This window comes from Mycobacterium sp. FW102-FHT13B02 (genome assembly GCF_058790275.1).
On the sequence record NZ_JBYTCM010000024.1, the window covers coordinates 17,538 to 36,288 of the forward strand.

Consider the following 18,751-nt stretch of genomic DNA (forward strand, 5'->3'; position numbering starts at 1 on the left):
GAGATGCCCGCCCCCCACAACCCCGCCCACCAGTTCCCCACCGTCGATCCGGCCGCGCGCCGGCCGGTGACGGTCAGTGTCGACAAATCCCACTGCCAGCTCTACGGCATCTGCGCGCAGGAAGCCGCGGCGGTGTTCGCCCTGGACGCCGACGGACGGCTGCGCTACACCACCCGACCTGCTGCCGGCGATATTCACCAGTTGCGCCAAGCAGCACGGTGCTGCCCCACCCAGGCCATCACCCTCACCGAACGCCGCCCATGAGCGCCCGACACCGGATCGTCATCGCCGGGGCCGGGCTGGCCGCGTTGTCGGCCGCTGAACGGCTCCGCGAGCTCGGCTACGCCGGTCAGCTGGTGATCATCGGCGACGAACCCCACCACCCCTACAACCGCACACCACTGTCCAAAGGCCTGCTCACCGGCGAGGTCGCCCGCCGTGATCTGCCGCTGCGCACCTACACCGACCTCGACGCCACCTGGCGTCTGGGGATTCGGAACCTGCGGCTCGACCTCGACGATCAACGTCTTGTGCTCCCCGGCGGGGAGCACATGGGCTTCGACGGGTTGGTCATCGCCACCGGCGTCGAAGCCCGCCACCTCCCGGGTGCGCCAGTGCATCTGCCGCACGTGCGGATGCTACGCACCCTCGACGACGCTTACGCCGTCGACCGCGCCCTCGCCAGAGCCAATCATGTCGCGATCGTCGGAGGCGGGTTCATCGGCTGCGAAATCGCGGTCACCGCCCGCGTCCGTGGGCTACACGCGACGATCATCGACCTCAACCCGACCCTGCTCGCCGGCTCCCTGGGACCAGCACTCGGAGCCATCGTCGGCGACATCCACCGCGACGCCGGTGTCCAGCTGTGTCTGGGTGTGGGCGTGCACGGCTGGACCGAAACACCCGCCGGCGTTCAGGTGCACCTCGACAACGGCGAGACCATCACCGCCGACGCCGCGGTCGTCGGCATCGGCACCCATCCCCGCACCGACTGGCTCTTCGGCTCCGGCCTCGACCTGAGCGACGGCATCGTGTGCACTCCCACCTGCCATGTCCAAGACTCGCAGGGCAATCCCCGAGATACCGTTGTCGCAGCCGGTGACATCGCCCGATGGCCGAACCTGCGGTTCGACACCACACCCCGGCGTGTCGAACACTGGATCAACGCCATCGAAATGGGTCAAGCCGCCGCCGCCGCTCTGCTCGCCGGCCCGAACGCCGCGGCGCCATTCACCCCGGTTCCGCGGTTCTGGTCCCACCAACACGGCGTGCGCATCCAATCCCTCGGAATGCCCGCACTGGGCACCGACATGACCATCCTGCACGGCTCACCCGACCGCAAACAGTTCGTCGCCGGATTCACCCGACCCGGACCAGGCGAGCCGATCCTCGTCGGCGCCGTCGCCTTCGACTCGCCCCGCACACTGATGGGCTACCAGGACCACATCGGGCAGTCATTGAGTTCACCCGGTCCCAAGGCTGGCACCTCACACCGCCGCTGAGGTCGGCCAGGTGACCGAGCGCCACGGTGAACCCCGGCCGGAGCTGACGCGGCTTCTTGATCACCGCGGAGAAGACGAAGCACCACCAACGTGGTGATCCGATCCTGCGTCGACACGGCCCCTACTACGCCTTGTCGTTCTGCTCCCCCAGGGCGGTGCCCGTCGGACGATTCCTGCGACTGGCCGATGTGCTCCCCCTGCCCAGCCTGCAGATTCAGCGCGTCACCGCAGCGCCGGTCATTCTCACCCAGAGCGGGATAGCGGTCACCGGCGCCATCGTGCGGGTCACCGCGTCGGGGCCGGGCTACCCGACTTGGCCCCGGTGCTTTCCCGGAAGTTTCCTTCGCGTCGCTTTCTCCGAGGTGCCCCAAATCCACCAGGCGGTGGCGTTCGGCAACCGGATGATCACCTTCGCGGTGGTGCTGACCGCCACGCTGGCGGTGCTGGCCGTCACCCGGGCCTGCCGTCGGCGCGAGGTCTTGGTGTACGCGTGGCTGATGCCGGCGTCGACGGTGCTGCAGGCGGTACTGGGCGGCGTCACGGTTCTCACCGGGCTGCTCTGGTGGACGGTCGCTATCCACCTGCTGGTGTCCATGACGATGGTCTGGCTCGCGGTGCTGCTGTACGTCAAGATCGGTGAACCCGATCATGTCGACCCGGCCAGTGTAGCGGCGCTTGTCGTCCCTAAACCCTTGCGAGCCTTGACTTTACTGAGCGCGGCTGCGCTGGCCGCGGTGCTGATCGCCGGCACCCTGGTGACTGGCGCGGGGCCGCACGCCGGCGACAGGAGCCCCAACGGACCGTGCCGCGGCTCGAAGTACAGATCACCACCCTGGTGCACGTGCACTCGTCGCTGCTGATCGCCTACCTGTCACTACCGGTCGGGCTCGGCGTCGCTCTGGTCGCCATGCGGGCTGCCCGACCGGTCGTAGTTCGGCTGGGCATGCTATTCGCCTTGGTATGCGCCCAAGGCCTGGTCGGCACCGTGCAGTTCTTCACCGCCGTACCCGCCGGCACTGGTGGCGATCCACGCCGCCGGGGCCGCCGCGTGAACCGCGGCAACCGCGGCGCTTTGGGCGTCGATGCGAACAACGCGCCGACGCCGGCCGATCCATAGCGACTCCACGCCTAGCATCGCCTCGCGCCGCTGACGGGTGCGCGACGTGGGTCGAGCCGGGCCAGCCCCGCGCGACGAGTTCGAGTTCCCGGACGAGCGCGGGTCGCCGGACCCGCCAATCTCGTCCCACCCGAGCGGCAAACAAGAAGCCGGTAGCGGTGATGCCCGGGCTCTTACCAACCCGGGATCGGTGTACGCGACGCGGCCCCCGTCACCGGCGCCGCTGGACGCGCTAGAACCCGGGAATGTCTATCAGGGTCGGCAGCGCCAGCGCCGAGTCCATTGCGAGCGCGCAAAAGACCGTGGCGAGGTAGTTGTTGGACTGCAGGAACAGCCGCAGCGGTTTGACCGCCTCACCTTGGCGCACGCCGGCATGGAGCTGATGTGCCATCACCAGGAACCAGGCGCCGGCCAGCACCGCCACCGCGGTATACAGCCAACTGGTGGCCAGGCCCAGCGCCAGCGTCGCGGCCACCGTGAGCCACGTGTAGATCAGGATCTGCTTGGTCACCTGGGCTTCGGTGGCGACCGCGGGCAGCATCGGCACCCCGGCGGCGCGATAGTCGTCCTTATAGCGCATCGCCAGCGCCCAGGTGTGCGGTGGTGTCCAGAAGAAGATCACCGCGAACATCGCCAGGGCCGGCCACGCAATTGTCCCGGTGACCGCCGACCAGCCGATCATCACCGGCATGCACCCGGCCGCACCACCCCACACCACGTTCTGCGACGTCCGGCGCTTGAGCAGCAACGTGTAGACGAAGACATAGAACAGGATCGTGGCGATGGCGAGCACACCCGAGAGCAGATTCGTCGTCCACCACAGCCAGAAGAACGATCCGATCGCCAGTACCAGCCCGAACACCAGGGCATTGCGGGTCGGGACCATCGCTCGCGCCAGCGGCCGCAGCGCGGTGCGCTTCATCAGCTTGTCGATATCCGCGTCGGCCACACAGTTGAGCGTGTTGGCGCCCCCCGCCGCCAGCATGCCCCCGACAAGTGTGTTGCCGATCAGCAGCGGATTTACCGTGCCGCGATCCGCCAGCAACATGGCGGGGATCGCGGTGACGAGCAGCAGTTCGATCACCCGCGGCTTCGTCAACGCGAGATAGGCCAGCAGCGTGGTGCGTATCCGGCCGGTCGCGACGCGCTCGCGAATACTCACGCAAATAAATTCTCGGGTTCGGCCCCGGAAACTAGGGGGACTATCGAGTCCCGCGAGAGGGTGTAGGCATTGGCCCGCACCGAAATTCAGATCCCGGTGAGCTGGGCGAGGATTCGGCCGAACGCAAGCGTCGCATCGCTGGCCGCTGCCGCGGAAAGGAGCCCAGCGACAGTCCATGCGACGGCGATCAGATGCACGGAGCGGCCCGGGGGTCGGCACAGTGCCCGGACTCGGGCGGTCACGGCGTGGCGGTGAAACCCGAGCAAGACGGTCGGTCGGCGCGGTCCCGCCAGGGCAATGCGGGCCAATGCGCGAGCGGTACGGTCCCGGCTGCCGACGGCGGCCGCGGCGACTTCGTCGGCCCACCGCTCGACCAGATATGCGACGGCCACACGGGTTGGTATCAGCAGCGGATTGAGCGCGGCGGCCAGGTCGGTGACCGCGCGGTAACGGTGATGATGATGGCAAAGATGGGCGCGTTCGTGGGCCAAGACGACGCGGCGGTCGCTGGCGTCGGCGGTGCGCAGCAGCCCCGTGCTGATCAGGATGCGGCCGGGGCGGCCGGGCACGGCGTAGGCGTGCGGGGTGTCATCGACGAGGACGGCGAGTTCACCGTGAGGTTGGCACAGTGCGCACACGGCGCGCAGCTCCCCTTCGATGCCGCGCCGTACCTGCACCGTACGCACCGCGCGGTGCAGACACCACGACATGGTGAGCGCGGCCGCGACGGCGACCAAAGTGGGGACCGGGTTGACGACGGTGCCCTGTTCCTGGGCGGGCGGGGTCTGGGCGATCAGGGTCGCCGCCAGCAGGGTCAGGCCCCAGGTGCTGGCGGCGGCCGACAGTACTGCGGTGACGGCCAGAGTGCGGGTCGCCAGGGGTGGGGCGAGGTAGCGGACGAGTAGGGGTGCGCCGATCGCGAACGCTAGCGATGCCAGTAGCGGCAGGTACACACTGATCCGCATACTCGCTCCTTAGAATCGTTGGTTACCGGGGCGAAGCCCCGATCAGACTGGGTCATGACCGGAGGGTGGGATGGCCGGCGTGTCGGAGACGAGGCGGCGTAGCGCGGCGTCGTCTGCAGGGTCGAGGCGGTCCAGGAAGCGTTGCAGCACCGCCTGGCGATCGACACCACGGTGCATAACGTTGTGCATCATCTCCGCTGCCAATTCGGCCTGCCCCTGGGTGGGCCGGTACAGGTGGGCGCGACCGGACTTCTCCCGCCACACCAGGCCTTTGTCGTGCAGACGGGTCAGGATGGTTTGCACCGTGTTGTAGGCCGGGCCGTGATCGAGGCATTGCTGCACCTCGGCCGCGGTCAGCGGCGACTCGGTCGCCCATAGCGCGGCGAGGATCTCGCTTTCCAGCTCCCCGCGACCCCGCCGGTCCCGTTCGTCGTCGCGTGTCATCTCAGTAGTTCCTCCCGCAATCCCGCTTGCACCTACGAATCGTAGGCGTTCTGGTCGATGCGGGCCAGGTGAGTGCCGCCGCGACGTACCAGCGCCCCGAGGCTGGGGGCGGATCGGCGTTACATCCAACATTGTCCTTTTGTCGGGCCGTTCGCGGGGTCGGTACGCGTCAGCACTGCACGTCGACGTAGACCATTTTGTCCACCACGGTGGGTATGGTTGGGGTCTGGTATCCGGGAAACCCATGATCCGTACGGGTGAACGTGTGGGCCCCTCGGACTCCCATGAGGGTGCACTGTGACAGCGGCGCGCTGCCCACCTTCGCCACGATCACGTCGTAGCCGTCGGACTTCAACTTGCTGATCGTGCTCTCCACGGTCTGCGGGTCGGCTGGCGCTGCCGATGCGGTGCCAGCTGCTGCTATAGCGGCGGCAGCCAGCACGCCTGCGGCAAAGGTGGTGGCGAAATACTTCATGTGCGTACTTTCCGAGGTAAGGAAGCAGCCCGCCGTTGGACTGTCGTCCGCAATCGTACACCTACAACATGTAGGAGTAGGCCTCTCACAATAAGTAGGTTTGATGTGCCGGGCTGTTCTCGATAGGGAAGCGCGGATGCATCGTCGAACGATCCCTGCGCCGGCGGGGGTTGGTGCAGACGATGAACAGCCGAGCCGACAAACCCGACCGCGCGAGCGCTCACACCAGCCCCCGTTCCGCCCGATCGTCGGTGAACAGCACGACCAGTCCATGCCCACCACAGCGCTCGCATCGCGCCCGGCCCGCGTCGCCGCCGCCGTCGCGACGCATTCAGTGACCGCTGCGGCGACATTCGTGACCGCGCTGCTGGCGTCTGAACACAGCAGGTTCTTCGACTTCGGCCCCCGCTACTACGGCCTGCCCGACGCGGCGTGCGGGCTACTTTCATAGCGCCGCCCACCAGCTGAACTGTTAGCAGTTAGCAGGCGTCGCTCCGACGGACTGCTCGCCCCGCAGCGCTTACGACCCGATCACCCACCCCGATCAGAAGCAGATCAGGCCACCCAGCCGTGGCGTTGGCCCCGCTCGCCGTGCGCCCTACTGTTCTGCGCCCGAGCTTTAGCCGGTTGCCCGACGTCGCTGCCAGGATTGGACTTGCTGAGAATTTCTGCCTGTCACGCATCTGAAAACTCGCACGCCTGAGGGAGCACCACCGACACCTTCGCGAGAGTCCCTACACCAATTAGCGGTTGCCAACAATCTCCTACACGCTGTAGGTGATTGTGGTAAGAAGGTTGGGAGAACTGCCTGATCCGACGAAACATCGAACGCCAAAGGCCACAACCATGATGCGCTTATGTGCAGCTGCCATCGCCGCCAGCCTCTTAGCCTTTCTGACCGGGTGCGGCGGAGCCCCTTCGGCTGATCGCGCGCCCACGGCGACCGGCGGCAACTCATCAAGTACGCCAACACCAGCCGTCCCCGGCAATAGTGCCGCCACCATCACGATCCAGAACTACACGGTCGTCTGACGATCAACACCGGCCAATCGATCACTTGGGTCAATCGGGACTCGGTGACCCATACAGTGACAGCCACCGCTGGTGCCAAGTTCGACGTGGAAGTACCAGCTGGAAAATCCTTTTCCTATCCCACCGACGAACCCGACACAATCCGGTACACCTGCACCATCCACCCCGAAATGACCGGCGATGTGACGGTCACCAAATAGCGTCGCGCGAAGGCACCGGAAAGATCACAAGGCCGCTGCCCAGCACGAGTTCGTCGATCCGCGCTTAAGTTAGCAGGATTTCCCTGAACTAGTGCTCGAACCGAAGCCGACCATATCTCTGCCCCAGCCCTGGCCAGTGGGCGGCCGGGCTACGGTGCTCAGGCCGAACAGGGCAACCAACCACAGCGATGACCCCAAGAATTGTCCAGGAGTTGGTATGACCGGAGCATCAGCGGATCGCGTGTTGCTGAGCCGGCGGCAGTTCACCGCCGCACTCGCCGGGGGGTACGCGCTGGCGGCCTGCGGCCGCCCGGGCGGCCCCGCCCGACCCAACGAAGCCACCGCCGTTGCCGCCGCTGAAGCGGCCCGCCCACGAACCGGCCGCGTGGTGAGCGCGACGTTGATAGCGCAGCCGGCCACTATCGACCTGAGCGGCCCGCTCGCACCCACCCTGGCCTACGGCAACACCGTTCCCGGCCCACTGATTCGGGCCGCGGTCGGCGACGAACTCGCCGTCACCGTCACCAACCGTCTCGACCATGCAACGTCCGTGCACTGACACGGCATCGCGTTGCGCAACGACATGGACGGCGCAGAGCCGGCAAGCCCCACCATCGACGCCGGCCGCGACTTCGTCTACCGGTTCTCACTGCCGCACCCGGGTACGTATTGGGCACATCCACACACCGGCTTGGACGCCGACACCGGTCTGTACCTGCCTGTCATCGTCGATGATCCGGCCGAGCCAGGCGCCTACGACGCTGAGTGGATCGTCGTTCTCGACGACTGGACCGACGGCGTCGGCAAAACCCCCCAACAAAAACTATGCCGACCTGCACGACCGACCCACGCCTGCCATGGACACCATGCCCGGAATGGGCATGCCGGCCATGGCACCGGAGTGGGCACCAGCGGGCTGCTCGGCGGGGACCCCGGCGACCTCAAATACCCGCATTACCTGATCAACGGGCGTATCCCAGCGGCACCAACGACCTTCACCGCCCGTGCCGGAGCTCGGATCCGGATCCGGATCATCAACGCAGGCTCCGACACCGCGTTCCGGGTGGCGTTGACCGGACATTCCATGACCGTTACCCACACCGACGGCTACCCCGTCATACCCATCGACGTCGACGCACTCTTGCTCGGAATGGGTGAACGCTACGACGTCACCGTCACCGCCGCAGACGGCGTGTTTCCCCTCGTAGCGCTGGCCGAGGGAAAGAACGGTGTAGCGCGAGCCGTCTTGTCTACCGGTGCCGGCACGCTACCGGCCCGGGACTTCGAGCCTGCAGAACTCACCGGGCGACTCGGCACCGTCGAAACCTTCACCGCCACACCCGCCGTCGACCTGGGATCAGCCAAGCCCGACGCGGAGCTGTCCGCCGAGCTGGCCGGCTCCATGAGCAACTACACCTGGACCATCAACGGGGTACCGTTCGCCCAGGCCCACCGCTTCCTGTGCGCCTGGGACAGCGGGCAACGTTGACGTTCACCAACCGGTCGATGATGTGGCATCCGATGCACCTGCACGGGCACACCTTCCAAGTCATGAAGGCCGACGGACGTCGGGGACCACGCAAAGACACGACCATCGTCTTGCCCATGCAGAAAGTCAGCGTCGACGTGATCGCCGACAATCCCGGCATCTGGATGCTGCACTGCCACAACACGTACCACCAAGAAGCTGGCATGATGACCAGCCTGAACTACACCACATGAGATATGACGACTTCGCACTCGCTTTCAACGCCGCGGCATTGTCCCGGATCGACATCGACGGGACGGAGACCGAGTAGTTCCGGCGCACGGGCTCTCGGCGAGATCCAAAACGACACCAATGCCCGGTCACGGTTCGACGACAAGTTTGCGAACAGTCCGTGGAAATACCGGTCGGGGGTGGACCGCTGATTTCGTCGCGGCTCCTTCGGGGAGTAGCGGCCCATTCCGATCGTGCGCCACTTGTCCATCGGTTTGTGATGTTCACTCGAGCGCCGTTGCCTTCGGCTGGGATCCAGTGGAATCAGCGGACTGCGGGACCTTGAGCTGACTCAAAGTGACGCTCCAATTCTCACCGTCCCGGGTGTTTGCGTGGCATCGGGACAACGACGTTGGCTCCGGAGGTTTCGTGGGTGAGTTCGGTGATCACCGCTGAGAGCGTTCTGATCTTGCTTCGCAGTTGAGCGTTTTCGTTGGCCAGTTCCTGGTTGTGATCACGGGCCTGTGCAAGTTGTCGTTGCGGAGCCTCGGCATTCGGGGTGACGGGTCCGCACCCGAGCGTCGCCTTGAACTCGTTGAGCAGGTCGCTGTGATGTTCGTAGAGTCTCTGCCGTGGTATTCCCGATTCGTCAGCCAAGGCCACCACGGTGCGCGCGCCGTCGCTCCGCTCGGCTTTGTTGTCTCGGAGGCGGCTCATGGCGGCTCGGACCCGCTGACGTTCCTCATCGTTGCCTGCGCCGGCATCGCCCATGAGGGTCATTCGCGTTCCTCGTTCTGTCGTGGGATTGTCATCGGCCGGCTGGATTCGTGCTCGGCGAGGGCCTTTCGGTGCTCGGTCAGGCGTACCTGAATTCGTTGCCGCAGCGGTTCGGGGAGTCCGAGAGTCGCCACGTCTTGTTGGAGTGCTTCGACATGCAGGTGAAGGTTGGCGGCGTCGCGGTCGGTGCGGGCGGCGTTGACGCAGCCCAGACGGCATCGACTCCAGAAGGGTTTGGCGGCGCTGTCGGCGGGTTCGAGGCAGGCTGCGGTGGCGCGCCGGAACACGCAGGTTACGACTGCGCCGTGGTGGATCTGCAAGTCGGGGTTCGATAGTGCGTTGTTGATCTGAGTCTTGGTAGTCACTGTCAGGCCCGCGAAGGTGCTTGCCCTGGCAATACGGGCCCGGTACTCATCGGCGGCCGGACCGGAGACGTGCTCGCCGCGCTCGAGTCGTTGGCAATCGTCGTGGATGATTTCGGCACGGTGGAGAAATTGTTCGAAGGTGATGTCGTCGAGGAATCCCGAATCAGCTCCGCCGGCATAGCCTTGGATCATTTGGGTGTGCAGGTGGCCGTATTGCGTTGCGCCGGCGATCGTTCCACCGGGCCGCCGGACGATGTGCCATGCCAGTGTGCGGCGCAGGCGCGGCACTTGGATTGTGCCGTGCGGGTCGGCGCCGATCAGCGGATGGCTGAGCGCAGGGCCGATATCGCGGTTGAACCATTCGATGAAGCTGGTGATGTCGGCGTTGATGGAGCCGGGTGTTCTGGTCCGGGTAGCGCCGACGAGGAATCGCTGTTGGGAGCAGAAATTGAAAGCCGGAAACAGCAGATCGCTCACCGTGATCTGCTCAAGAACGCTGACGGCATGGGCGGTTTCGTCGGTCACGACCCATGGGATCGTGGCGGGCGATCGGTGCCGGCGCTGCTCATCGGCCTTCAGCTGGTGGCCGGACATGAGTGTCAACGCCAGCTTCGAGTCCCGGCTGATGCAGCCGCGTCGTAGATTGAGTGCCTCGCCGGTCCGAACACCCGATAGGTAGGCGATTACGAGGAAACAGGCCGTCGTGACATGACGAACCAGTTCGACGAGTTCATCCGCACCGACGGGGTCGTTACGCCAGCAGTGGGTGCCGATGGCGCTGAAGGTGTTGGTGCGCAACATGTCCACGTCGATCGGCAACCCATACTTGGCTAGCAGGACCGGGGTCTCTTTCATGCGTTTCAGTTCGGTGTGGTGCAGCCATCCACCCACGGCCAACCCCATCAGATCGACACTGGTCGTGTCGCCGTTCCGGATACCAGGCAAGTGAGGCGTCGTTGCGGCCCAGTGCCGCAAGCAGGCATTCGAGTTGGGCCTTGGTGGTCTCGAACACCGACACGGTACGAGTGGGAGCCCGACGAATGTCCGGCGCGATCTGATGGGCGAGGTGCCGCATCGCGAGAAGGTTGCGCGCTGCGGGAAGGAGATCGGCGGCGACCGTGTGGGTGACCACCAACGCTGCCGAGAGCAGCGGCTCCATGACATCGGGGTGGATGCGAGGGGTCGTGTTCGGTTTGCCCCAGGATGACTCGTAGTGGGCGAGCCCTCGTGCACTCGCACCGCCCCACAACGGGCCGGCGGGGAGCCGGCAATGCGCGGGCAAGGCATCTCGGTAGAGGTGCAGACGCTTGATGGCCTGTAGCGCCGAGCGTTTGGATTGGGCGCTGACACCGCTGGTCTCGGTGACGTGGCGCAGGTAGTCGTCGAGGTGTTCGGCGCTGACCCGGTCAAACGATGTGACACCCCGCTCCGCCAGCCACGTCGTGAACCGGCGTAACGGCACCAGCTCGGCCAAGATCGTCTTGATGTGCGGATAGAGCGATCGGGCACTGTCAAGGCGGGGTGCGTCGTCGACGATGTTGAGCAGGGCGAACAGGTAGAGCTTGCAGGCGTGGCGAAAGGGCATCAGAAATCCCTCCCAATGCACGGCTTGTCTTGCGCTGTGTCGGTCCTCGATCGCCGCGGACAGATCCCACACCGGGTCGCCGAATCGGCATCGGATCCCGTCGATGTGAAGCGTGCGGTTGATCACGACCTCTGTTTCGGGACCGACGTCGATGCCTGCCACGACGTCGAATGCTTCAGCTGTGTGCGTCATGATGCTTCGAGGTTTCCCGTCAGCAGAAGGTTGGCCGTCTGGTGATCGCTGTCGGTGATCTCGGCTCGCGCGGCGCTCAGCTGGGCCTGCTCGTACTCGGCGAAGATGTCGTCGAGTTGCGCGAGAGGACCCGCGTGATAGGCGATCCACTGCCCGATGGGCATCTCTTGGCGTAGGCCGCGAAGCCGGTCGGCAACGACCAGTTGAACCGGTAGGTGGCGCGGGAAGGCGCGGGCGTTGCTGCAGTCAAGGCATGCCATGAACGACTGGTGGCACCGGTTACCGTCGATCGGCGAGTGCTCGAAATCGGCGCAATTGCCCAGCACGGCGTCCTGGCCGGATCCGTTGTCGTGGTTGTCCGGTTGCACCGTCATCGACCGTCGGGCCAGTGCTCGGGCGACCTGCTCATCGAGGGCCTCGGCGACGATCTGGAATCCCTCGTTCCTGACAGGCTCCATACGGCTCAGATAGCGAGCCAACGTGGCCGGGGTGTGGGATGTGGGTTTTCGGACCTGCTCCAGGTAGGTCTTGCGCAGCCGATCCATACTGATCCCGAGGAGCAGGCCGTCATGCTCGGCGTCACCGGTGAGCCACGGCGCCATCCACCGTCGTCGAGCATTCACCCCGGTGCCTGTGCTGCTGGTTCCGTATCCGAAGAGTTTCTGTTCGACATAGTCGGGCTGGGCGCTGTAGTAGATGAAAGCGTTCTGGGACCCGGTCAGCGCGCGGGCCGGTTCGGTCAGGTCCAGCAGCAACATAAAAACCCCGTACGCGGTAGTCAGCGACGTGTTGAGCACTGCAGCCCGCCGATTCTCGCCGCCAAGCGGCCGCAGTTCGGGGCGCAGCGCAGTCACCGGCACCGTCATGACCGACCGTTTCCCACGGCGGGGCTTGTCGGCGCTGACGAACACGATGCCGGGTTCATCGGGGCTGCTGGCGTGTCGGTGCGGGGCGGGCAGCGAGTCCAGCGTCGACAGGTTCAGGCCGGTCAGTCCCGCGAGGAGAACACCGAATGCCCATGCCTCGCCCGGACTCACATGCAGCAACGACATCAGTCGGCATCCACCGGTCGCGGTCACCGCCCGCCGCGTCACGTAAGCCCGTGCACCCGAGGCGGTGCGGGGGAAATCGCCCTCACGGGCGCAGTGATCGAGCACTTCGGCCAGACTGCGACTTGGGTCTGCGCGAGGGAGGTGATCGAACCGCCCCGCACGATAGTCGGCGACCATCGTCCAATGAGTCCGCAATCGGGCCCGCGCCCGCCGTACCATTCCACGTGCCACGACAGTGATGGGGCGAATCTCATCGGAGGAATAGGGTTGGTTGTCGTGCAGTGATTGTCCTCTGGTGACGCACGCGTGCGAACGCCTGGCGTGCCTCGTCTGAGACGCCGGGACTGCAGCGCAGCAGCGTCTTGAGGCTCGGCGCCGGGCCAGGGCCGCTGGGTACCCGACACGACAAGGCGAGGAGCCGGGCATCCGCGGCGGACAACTCTGCCAGTCCCACTAGCCCTGGCCGGTTTTCGGCGAGCCAGCAGCAGGCATGCCGGGCCGACTGCCACAGCGCACCGGCGCCCCTCAATCGCTTGGAAACGCCGAGCACACCGGTGGCATCCTCGAACGCGATCGCGAAATCGTGCCGGATCCCGTCATTGCCCGGCAGAGAGCCGAAGTCGAAGTCCTTGGACTGAGTGCCGTCCTCGCTGATGAAGGTCACGATCAGCCCGCGTCGCCGCAATGCGGGCCGCCATGCCGAATCTGGTTGCGCCGCCCGGTGACCCGTCATGTTTTGACCGTCAACACACGCGACTCACCGACGCCAACCGTTGCGACGAGACGCTCCAGGGATTGCCGATCATCGGCATCCATCAGCGCGATGAGCTCCTCGACCTGCAGCACCTGAAACGGCTCGAGATAAACGCTGCGTGTCACCTCGGCACTACGATGTCCGAGAAGTGTCGCCAGGAGAAACCAGACATCACCAAGCTGATTGCGGAAGTCGCGCTGCTCCTGCTTGGTCAACATGTCGGTACGGCGCCACGCGACGAACGTGGCAATGCAATACCACCGCAGCGCGAAGGAATGCCTTAGCATGTGGGGACGGCACCACAACGGCGTACCGCTCGATGGCGCAAGCGCCTTCGCGACCCTGGTGTTCGCGCGGTCGAATGTCTTATACCAGGAGTGTTTGGGGCGAGGCGTCCCGTCGTGATTCAGCCACAGCCACATCGGTTCCAGGCCATCAGGTCCCATGTGGAACATCTTCATCCGCGTCGACGGCCCGAGCGCGTCCAGTCGGACCGTACGACGCGCTCCATTCTCATCGACGACCTCCAGTTGCCCATCTCGCCGAACCCGTTCAAGGATCCAACGATCCGCAATGTGTTCATACCGACCAGCACGTTGCGCGCGGGCGATGGCAGCAGTGCGACTACCTTCCTGCAGGTAGAAGTGAACTTGCTGAGCGACGCGGCGGCGCATCCAGAACGGTCGCCCGCTACCACCCTTTGCGCAATGGGACGCCACGCGCGAACGCACGAGCCCCTCGGAACCCGGCTTCGGCACTTCGATGGTCAACATGCTGGACCACTCACCGATTCGTAAACCCGTCCCGAACAACCCCTCCACGAACGCGATGTCGCGATCCTCAGTCGGTCCCCGCCAATCGTGGCGCGGCAAACCCTCCATCGTGAAGCCGCGCAACCCCAGGTTCCGCCACAACCGAAATGCCTGCGGGGTAAGCCACTTCACGTCGGCCCTTCGCATCCCCGACGGAGTGCTCTCCAACACGATCTGGCGCCCACCCACCCGAGACGTGGCAATCGCACGGGCTCGGACGGGGTTGTCGATTCCGTGCTGCTCGGCCGCCCACAGGTAAAAATTGCGGATCGCCGCGCGATCGACACAGAAACTATTGGCACTCACATGCTGAGGGTTCTTCTCAGCCGACAACCGCCACTCCTTGAATGCAGCCAGTTCCGATCGCGACGCCTGGTCCCATCGGACGCCTATCGCGTGCAGAAAATCCAGCCACACCTTCAGCGATAGGGCGTAACGACGCAACGTCCCCGTTGCTCGTCCCCTCACCAGCGGATCTCGCCAGTAGGCGTTCAACAGCGCATCGGCCCGGCCCGACGGATCAAGAAAGAACGGAGTGCCATCACGCGCGCCATTTCGCTTCGCCCACGTCTCGACATCACCCACCCCTGGAATCACGTCGTCCACCGATACGAACCGCTGCTGGAAGTCGTAGAAATGAAGAGTCCAACCATCAGCCGAATCACGAACCATCCCCGGTCCCCTCCTACCTCGCGACCATGGCTCCCATCATCACCGACGCACTTCCCCAAACGTTCTCGACACGCCTGTCGGGCAGAGAACCGGTGACTGAATGTTCGGCGGGCAGATTCGAGCGATGGAGCGATTCATGGCGTCGGTGAACGACGCGCGGAGTGCCGGCAGATCCCTGCTGAGCGTGTAGGTCGACGACGTAGGGCCGCCGGGGTCGACGTTGGGGCCGCACGCGACTGCGGCCGCCGCACCTCCGTCGGCCGGCGCGGGGTCGCAAGTCCCTACGGGGTAACCCGAGGGCAGTAGCCGGTCGAGCTGGAGAGCGGCGGGGCTCGTCACCGCCGTCGTGGATGTGGATGTGGATGTGGATGTGGATGCTGATGCGTCGGTCGGCGAATCCGACCATCCGGCAATGACTTTAAACCAGAGGACACCGGCGGTTAGCGCTACGACGGCGAAGACCGCCCAGAGGATGAGCACCGGTTTCGCCGGTGTGCGCCGCCGCAGCGTTGGCGCCACGCTGATCGGGTCATCGAAACTCTTGCGGAACCCTGGCGTGCGCGGCGGGGTTCCGGGCACCGGTGGGACTGTAGGCGCGCGGCGCGGCGCGAGCGTCGCCGCGGTTGAGGCCGCGGCGGCGAATTCACGCGCCGAGCCGTATCGGTCGGCCGGATTCTTGGCCAACGCTCGGGCCATCACCGCGTCCAGTTGCGGGCTCGCCGCAGGCAGGTGCTCGGAGATCGGCGGCGGCGGCTGACGCAGATGGGCTAACGCGAGAGCGGTGGTCCCCTCGGCGTCGGAGAACGGCTGCTTGCCGGTGAGCAATCGAAACAGCGTGCACGCCAGGGAGTAAATGTCGGCGCGGCCATCGACGGCGCCGCCGGCGATCACTTCCGGGGCGGCGTAGGCAAGGGTGACCGCCAGTGTCGCGTCGTCGGAGTCCTCTGCTGCGCCGGCTGCCCTGGCCACCCCGAAGTCGCTGAGCAGTACCTGCTCCTCATTGGGAGGTCCGGGCGCCAACAGGATGTTTGCGGGCTTGACGTCGTGGTGGACGACGTTGCGCTGGTGGGCGTAATCCAGGGCCTTGGCGACCTCGGCGACGATGCGCATTGCTCGTGGCGTGGTCATGGTGCCTGCCTGCAGTGCAGCCTCGGCGTCGGTGCCTTCGACGTACTGCATGGCGATCCAGAGTTGGCCGTTGTCGGCTTCGCCGCGGCTGTGGATGGAGACGATGTTCGGGTGGTTCAACAGTGAGGCGATGTCGGCTTCGCGTACGAACCGCTCTCGAAAAGGCGCGTCGCGGGAAAGGTCGGCGCTGAGCACTTTGAGGGCGTCGCGGCGGGGCAGGGTCGGGTTCTTGGCCACGTAGACGGTGCCGGTGGCGCCCGTGGCCACCAGCCGCTCGATTCGATATCCCCCCACCAGGGAGCCCACTTCGAACACACACACAGCATCGTCTACCGGCGGGGAGGTGGACCGTTCGGTGCGGCCGGGCGTGTCCGATGCTGTCTTGATATTCATGACTGGTTACCGGCAATTGCGGAGATGCAGTCGCCCTCGCAGCCGAGCCCACGGGCCCGGAGTCGACGAGTCACGCTCGAAAGTCACGTGCGCTGACTGGATCAGCTCGCCGTGCGCACCGGCGGTAGTCGTTTCCACGACGTGGTGCCCCTGGGCGGTCAGCGACTCGACCAGTTGTTCATGCAGGCGATCGGCCCCGAAGCCCCACCAGCCGTCGACTGCGGCCAACACTCTGGTGTGGGCATCCGAGGTGGGTCGGACCGGTGGCGGGGTACCCGGCTTTGGCGACCAGCGGCCGATCTCGTCCAACCAAGAGTGCCACCGGCGAGTCAAATCGGCCAGGCTTTGATCCAGGCCGGGCTGGGTGCCGGCGTGGTGGAGCGCCTGGATGAAGGCGGCTCCGGGCAGCCCGTCGACATCGGGTCCGGTGTCCGGGTGGCGGCGAAGGCGACCACCGATCGGGTGACGGCGAGCTGGGCGTCGAAATCGGCGCGCAGGGACTGCACCGGTGCTGCATCACGGGTCTGGACCTTTTCAAGCGCCCGTTGCAGCTGGTCGCTGGTGACCGTCCACCGTTGGTACGCGTCTTCGATGGCCCGCAGCGCGGCCACTTCCGGTTTGCGTGCCACGGTCACCCCTGCTCGCGGGTCTGAATCCCAGCGCTGGCGAGAATGGCGGCGATGGCATCGGCCATGTCGGAGGCGACCACGGTCCGCAGGACACTCAAGTCAGCGGTGGCCAGGTCGATCGACGCGTCGGAAACCACCCGCGCCTTCATCTTCTCGACTGCCTCGGACACGACGTTGCGCACATAGCGGCCGTTGCCGGCGATGTCGACAAGCGTCTCAGCGGGATCTTCGGGATTGTTGGTCGAGGTGGTGGTGAGCCAGCTGGTGTATCGGCCGAAGGTGTCGACCGCTTCGGGATGAACGAACACGCGGTAACTCTCGGCGAACTTGGCGGCAATCTGCCCAAGCTCGTCGGCGCTGTAGGAGCTGAACTCCAGCTGGGTGGGGAACCGCGACCTCAGGCCGGGGTTGGCCGACAGGAGCCGGTTCATCCCGCCGGCGTAGCCCGCCAGCGCGATCATGGTGTCGTCGCGGTGATCCTCGGCGAACTTCATGATGACGTCGAGAGCGATTCGTCCGAAGTCGCGGTCGTTGTCCGCCTTGTACAGTTCGGGCGCCTCGTCGACGAATAGGACGCGGCCTCGGGCGCGGTCGAGAATCGCGCCGGTCTTGGCCTCCGTCTCGCCGATCACTCCGCCGACGAGATCCTTGCGCGAGACCTCGATGAACTCCGGCGACGCAAGGATGTCCAGGCCGAAGTACATCTTGCCCATCACGCGAGCGATCGACGTCTTGGCCGTTCCCGGAGGACCGACGAGGGTCATGTGCAGAGCGTTGCGCTGCCCGACTCCCTCCCCGCGAGCGGCCATGGCCCGGTCGTAGATCTGCACGTTCTTGAGCTTGTTGATGTGGGCTTTCACTCCGCCCAACCCAATGAAGGATTGCAGGTCGCGCTCGGCCTCCTCGAGGACGGCGGCCGCGGCCTGCGCTTGTTCGGCTTGCCGCAGCTCCTCGGTGCTCGGCCCGGACTGTGGGTCCCAACGGCTGGTCCGGGCGGCTATGGCCTCCGCGGTTGTCGTCTTGGGGCCGAACGTGGTGTCCGACAGGGCCGCCGAGGCGTCGGGCAGCATGCGCCCACCGACAGTGGCCATGCCGAACTCGACGCGCGCGTCGTTCTCGCGGCCCAGCCAGCGCAGTGCGTACCCCCGGTACAGCGCTGCGAGAGCGCCGGCGTGGGGGCTCACCTGATCGGAGGGCACGCCTTTGAGCAGGACCAGCCCGGCCTCGAACTCACCGAGTCCAACGTGGGCTATTCCAGCCATCAGGTCGGTGGCGGCATCTACGACCCGCAAGGTCCCGCTGACGGGTCGGGCGGCCCAGTCCAGCACGTCGGTCCAGCGTTGGGTGACGTAGTGCAGGGTGGCGCCAAGGCAACGCCAAATGGGCGACTGCATGGGCTCGCGTGCGGTGTCGAAGGATTCCAGCAGCTTCTCGGCGGTGTCGTAGTCCTGCTGGCTCAGCAGCGCCGCGATGTAGGCCAGCGTGATCGACGCCGGGGTGTAGGGGAACACCTCGATGAAGCCAGGCGAGGGCACCGAGGCTTCCAAGGCGGTGTCTTGGAGCCCCAGGCGCCGTGTCTCGCGGTGAAGCGTGGCGCTGGTTTCGTGGGCGTGACGCAGCGTCTCGCTGGACTGATCACCGGTGGCGATCAGTCCCAGCCAGGCGTCGCACATGCCGGGGTCCATGCTGACCGCTCGCCGAAACCGCTCTTGCGCGGCGTTCGGGTCGGCCGGGTTGCCAAGCAGCCCCAAGGCGTCGAATCCGGCGTCGAGGTAGTCGCGCGCAGTGCTCATCGT

At 65.8% G+C, this 18,751-nt stretch carries 18 protein-coding genes and 2 pseudogenes; 6 read left to right on the top strand and 14 right to left on the bottom strand.

Annotated features, from left to right (window positions below):
• The first annotated feature begins 3 nt into the window (after positions 1–3).
• From AC3WTE_RS27720 to AC3WTE_RS27730, 3 genes and pseudogenes are all read left to right on the top strand, one after another.
• Positions 4–264, top strand: coding sequence for a ferredoxin (locus AC3WTE_RS27720; RefSeq protein WP_492442708.1), 261 nt, complete (start codon positions 4–6; stop codon positions 262–264).
• Entirely contained in the window at positions 261–1,502 is a 1,242-nt protein-coding gene (locus AC3WTE_RS27725; protein WP_492442709.1) for an NAD(P)/FAD-dependent oxidoreductase, read from the top strand. Before AC3WTE_RS27720 ends, AC3WTE_RS27725 begins: the two co-directional genes overlap by 4 nt.
• A 155-nt stretch (positions 1,503–1,657) precedes the next feature.
• Positions 1,658–2,653: pseudogene (locus AC3WTE_RS27730) on the top strand (COX15/CtaA family protein).
• Between the two features lie 198 nt (positions 2,654–2,851).
• Here the strand turns inward: AC3WTE_RS27730 and AC3WTE_RS27735 are convergent.
• The 4 genes from AC3WTE_RS27735 to AC3WTE_RS27750 form a co-directional block, all read right to left on the bottom strand.
• Positions 2,852–3,781, bottom strand: coding sequence for a heme o synthase (locus AC3WTE_RS27735; RefSeq protein WP_492442710.1), 930 nt, complete (start codon positions 3,779–3,781; stop codon positions 2,852–2,854).
• Positions 3,782–3,867: 86 nt separating this feature from the next.
• The gene (locus AC3WTE_RS27740) at positions 3,868–4,746 is read right to left on the bottom strand and encodes a M56 family metallopeptidase (RefSeq protein ID WP_492442711.1); all 879 of its coding nucleotides are present in this window, start codon (positions 4,744–4,746) and stop codon (positions 3,868–3,870) included.
• Between the two features lie 42 nt (positions 4,747–4,788).
• Positions 4,789–5,190 carry a BlaI/MecI/CopY family transcriptional regulator gene (locus AC3WTE_RS27745; RefSeq protein ID WP_492442712.1) on the bottom strand — a complete coding sequence of 134 codons (402 nt, stop codon included), beginning with the start codon at positions 5,188–5,190 and terminating at the stop codon, positions 4,789–4,791.
• Between the two features lie 169 nt (positions 5,191–5,359).
• Positions 5,360–5,665, bottom strand: a complete 306-nt coding sequence (locus AC3WTE_RS27750) for a hypothetical protein (protein WP_492442713.1) — start codon at positions 5,663–5,665, stop codon at positions 5,360–5,362.
• Positions 5,666–5,936: 271 nt separating this feature from the next.
• On the opposite strand from AC3WTE_RS27750, the gene AC3WTE_RS27755 reads away from it, so the two are divergent.
• From AC3WTE_RS27755 to AC3WTE_RS27765, 3 genes and pseudogenes are all read left to right on the top strand, one after another.
• Positions 5,937–6,116, top strand: a complete 180-nt coding sequence (locus AC3WTE_RS27755; protein WP_492442714.1) for a hypothetical protein — start codon at positions 5,937–5,939, stop codon at positions 6,114–6,116.
• 583 nt (positions 6,117–6,699) lie between these two features.
• Positions 6,700–6,897: a cupredoxin domain-containing protein gene (locus tag AC3WTE_RS27760; RefSeq protein ID WP_492442771.1), complete on the top strand. Its 198-nt coding sequence runs from the start codon at positions 6,700–6,702 to the stop codon at positions 6,895–6,897.
• Between the two features lie 217 nt (positions 6,898–7,114).
• Positions 7,115–8,619 (top strand): annotated as a pseudogene (locus tag AC3WTE_RS27765) (multicopper oxidase family protein).
• Between the two features lie 349 nt (positions 8,620–8,968).
• On the opposite strand, the gene AC3WTE_RS27770 reads toward AC3WTE_RS27765, so the two are convergent.
• From AC3WTE_RS27770 to AC3WTE_RS27815, 10 genes are all read right to left on the bottom strand, one after another.
• Positions 8,969–9,376, bottom strand: a complete 408-nt coding sequence (locus tag AC3WTE_RS27770; protein WP_492442715.1) for a hypothetical protein — start codon at positions 9,374–9,376, stop codon at positions 8,969–8,971.
• Positions 9,373–10,593 (bottom strand): hypothetical protein, encoded by a 1,221-nt coding sequence (locus AC3WTE_RS27775; RefSeq protein ID WP_492442716.1) that lies wholly within the window; start codon positions 10,591–10,593, stop codon positions 9,373–9,375. The genes AC3WTE_RS27770 and AC3WTE_RS27775 overlap by 4 nt, the downstream gene beginning before the upstream one ends.
• The gene (locus AC3WTE_RS27780) at positions 10,490–11,515 is read right to left on the bottom strand and encodes a hypothetical protein (RefSeq protein WP_492442717.1); all 1,026 of its coding nucleotides are present in this window, start codon (positions 11,513–11,515) and stop codon (positions 10,490–10,492) included. Before AC3WTE_RS27780 ends, AC3WTE_RS27775 begins: the two co-directional genes overlap by 104 nt.
• Entirely contained in the window at positions 11,512–12,672 is a 1,161-nt protein-coding gene (locus AC3WTE_RS27785; RefSeq protein ID WP_492442718.1) for a hypothetical protein, read from the bottom strand. The genes AC3WTE_RS27780 and AC3WTE_RS27785 overlap by 4 nt, the downstream gene beginning before the upstream one ends.
• Before the next feature lie 145 nt (positions 12,673–12,817).
• The gene (locus AC3WTE_RS27790; protein ID WP_492442719.1) at positions 12,818–13,300 is read right to left on the bottom strand and encodes a hypothetical protein; all 483 of its coding nucleotides are present in this window, start codon (positions 13,298–13,300) and stop codon (positions 12,818–12,820) included.
• Complete coding sequence (locus tag AC3WTE_RS27795; RefSeq protein ID WP_492442720.1) at positions 13,297–14,805, bottom strand: site-specific integrase; 1,509 nt, start codon at positions 14,803–14,805, stop codon at positions 13,297–13,299. Before AC3WTE_RS27795 ends, AC3WTE_RS27790 begins: the two co-directional genes overlap by 4 nt.
• Positions 14,806–14,844: 39 nt before the next feature.
• Positions 14,845–16,326 carry a serine/threonine-protein kinase gene (locus AC3WTE_RS27800; protein WP_492442721.1) on the bottom strand — a complete coding sequence of 494 codons (1,482 nt, stop codon included), beginning with the start codon at positions 16,324–16,326 and terminating at the stop codon, positions 14,845–14,847.
• A gap of 6 nt (positions 16,327–16,332) precedes the next feature.
• The gene (locus tag AC3WTE_RS27805; RefSeq protein ID WP_492442722.1) at positions 16,333–16,557 is read right to left on the bottom strand and encodes a hypothetical protein; all 225 of its coding nucleotides are present in this window, start codon (positions 16,555–16,557) and stop codon (positions 16,333–16,335) included.
• Between the two features lie 98 nt (positions 16,558–16,655).
• On the bottom strand, positions 16,656–16,955 hold the full coding sequence (locus AC3WTE_RS27810; RefSeq protein ID WP_492442723.1) for a hypothetical protein: 300 nt from the start codon (positions 16,953–16,955) through the stop codon (positions 16,656–16,658).
• Positions 16,956–16,957: 2 nt separating this feature from the next.
• Positions 16,958–18,748: an AAA family ATPase gene (locus tag AC3WTE_RS27815; protein WP_492442724.1), complete on the bottom strand. Its 1,791-nt coding sequence runs from the start codon at positions 18,746–18,748 to the stop codon at positions 16,958–16,960.
• Between the last annotated feature and the right edge of the window lie 3 nt (positions 18,749–18,751).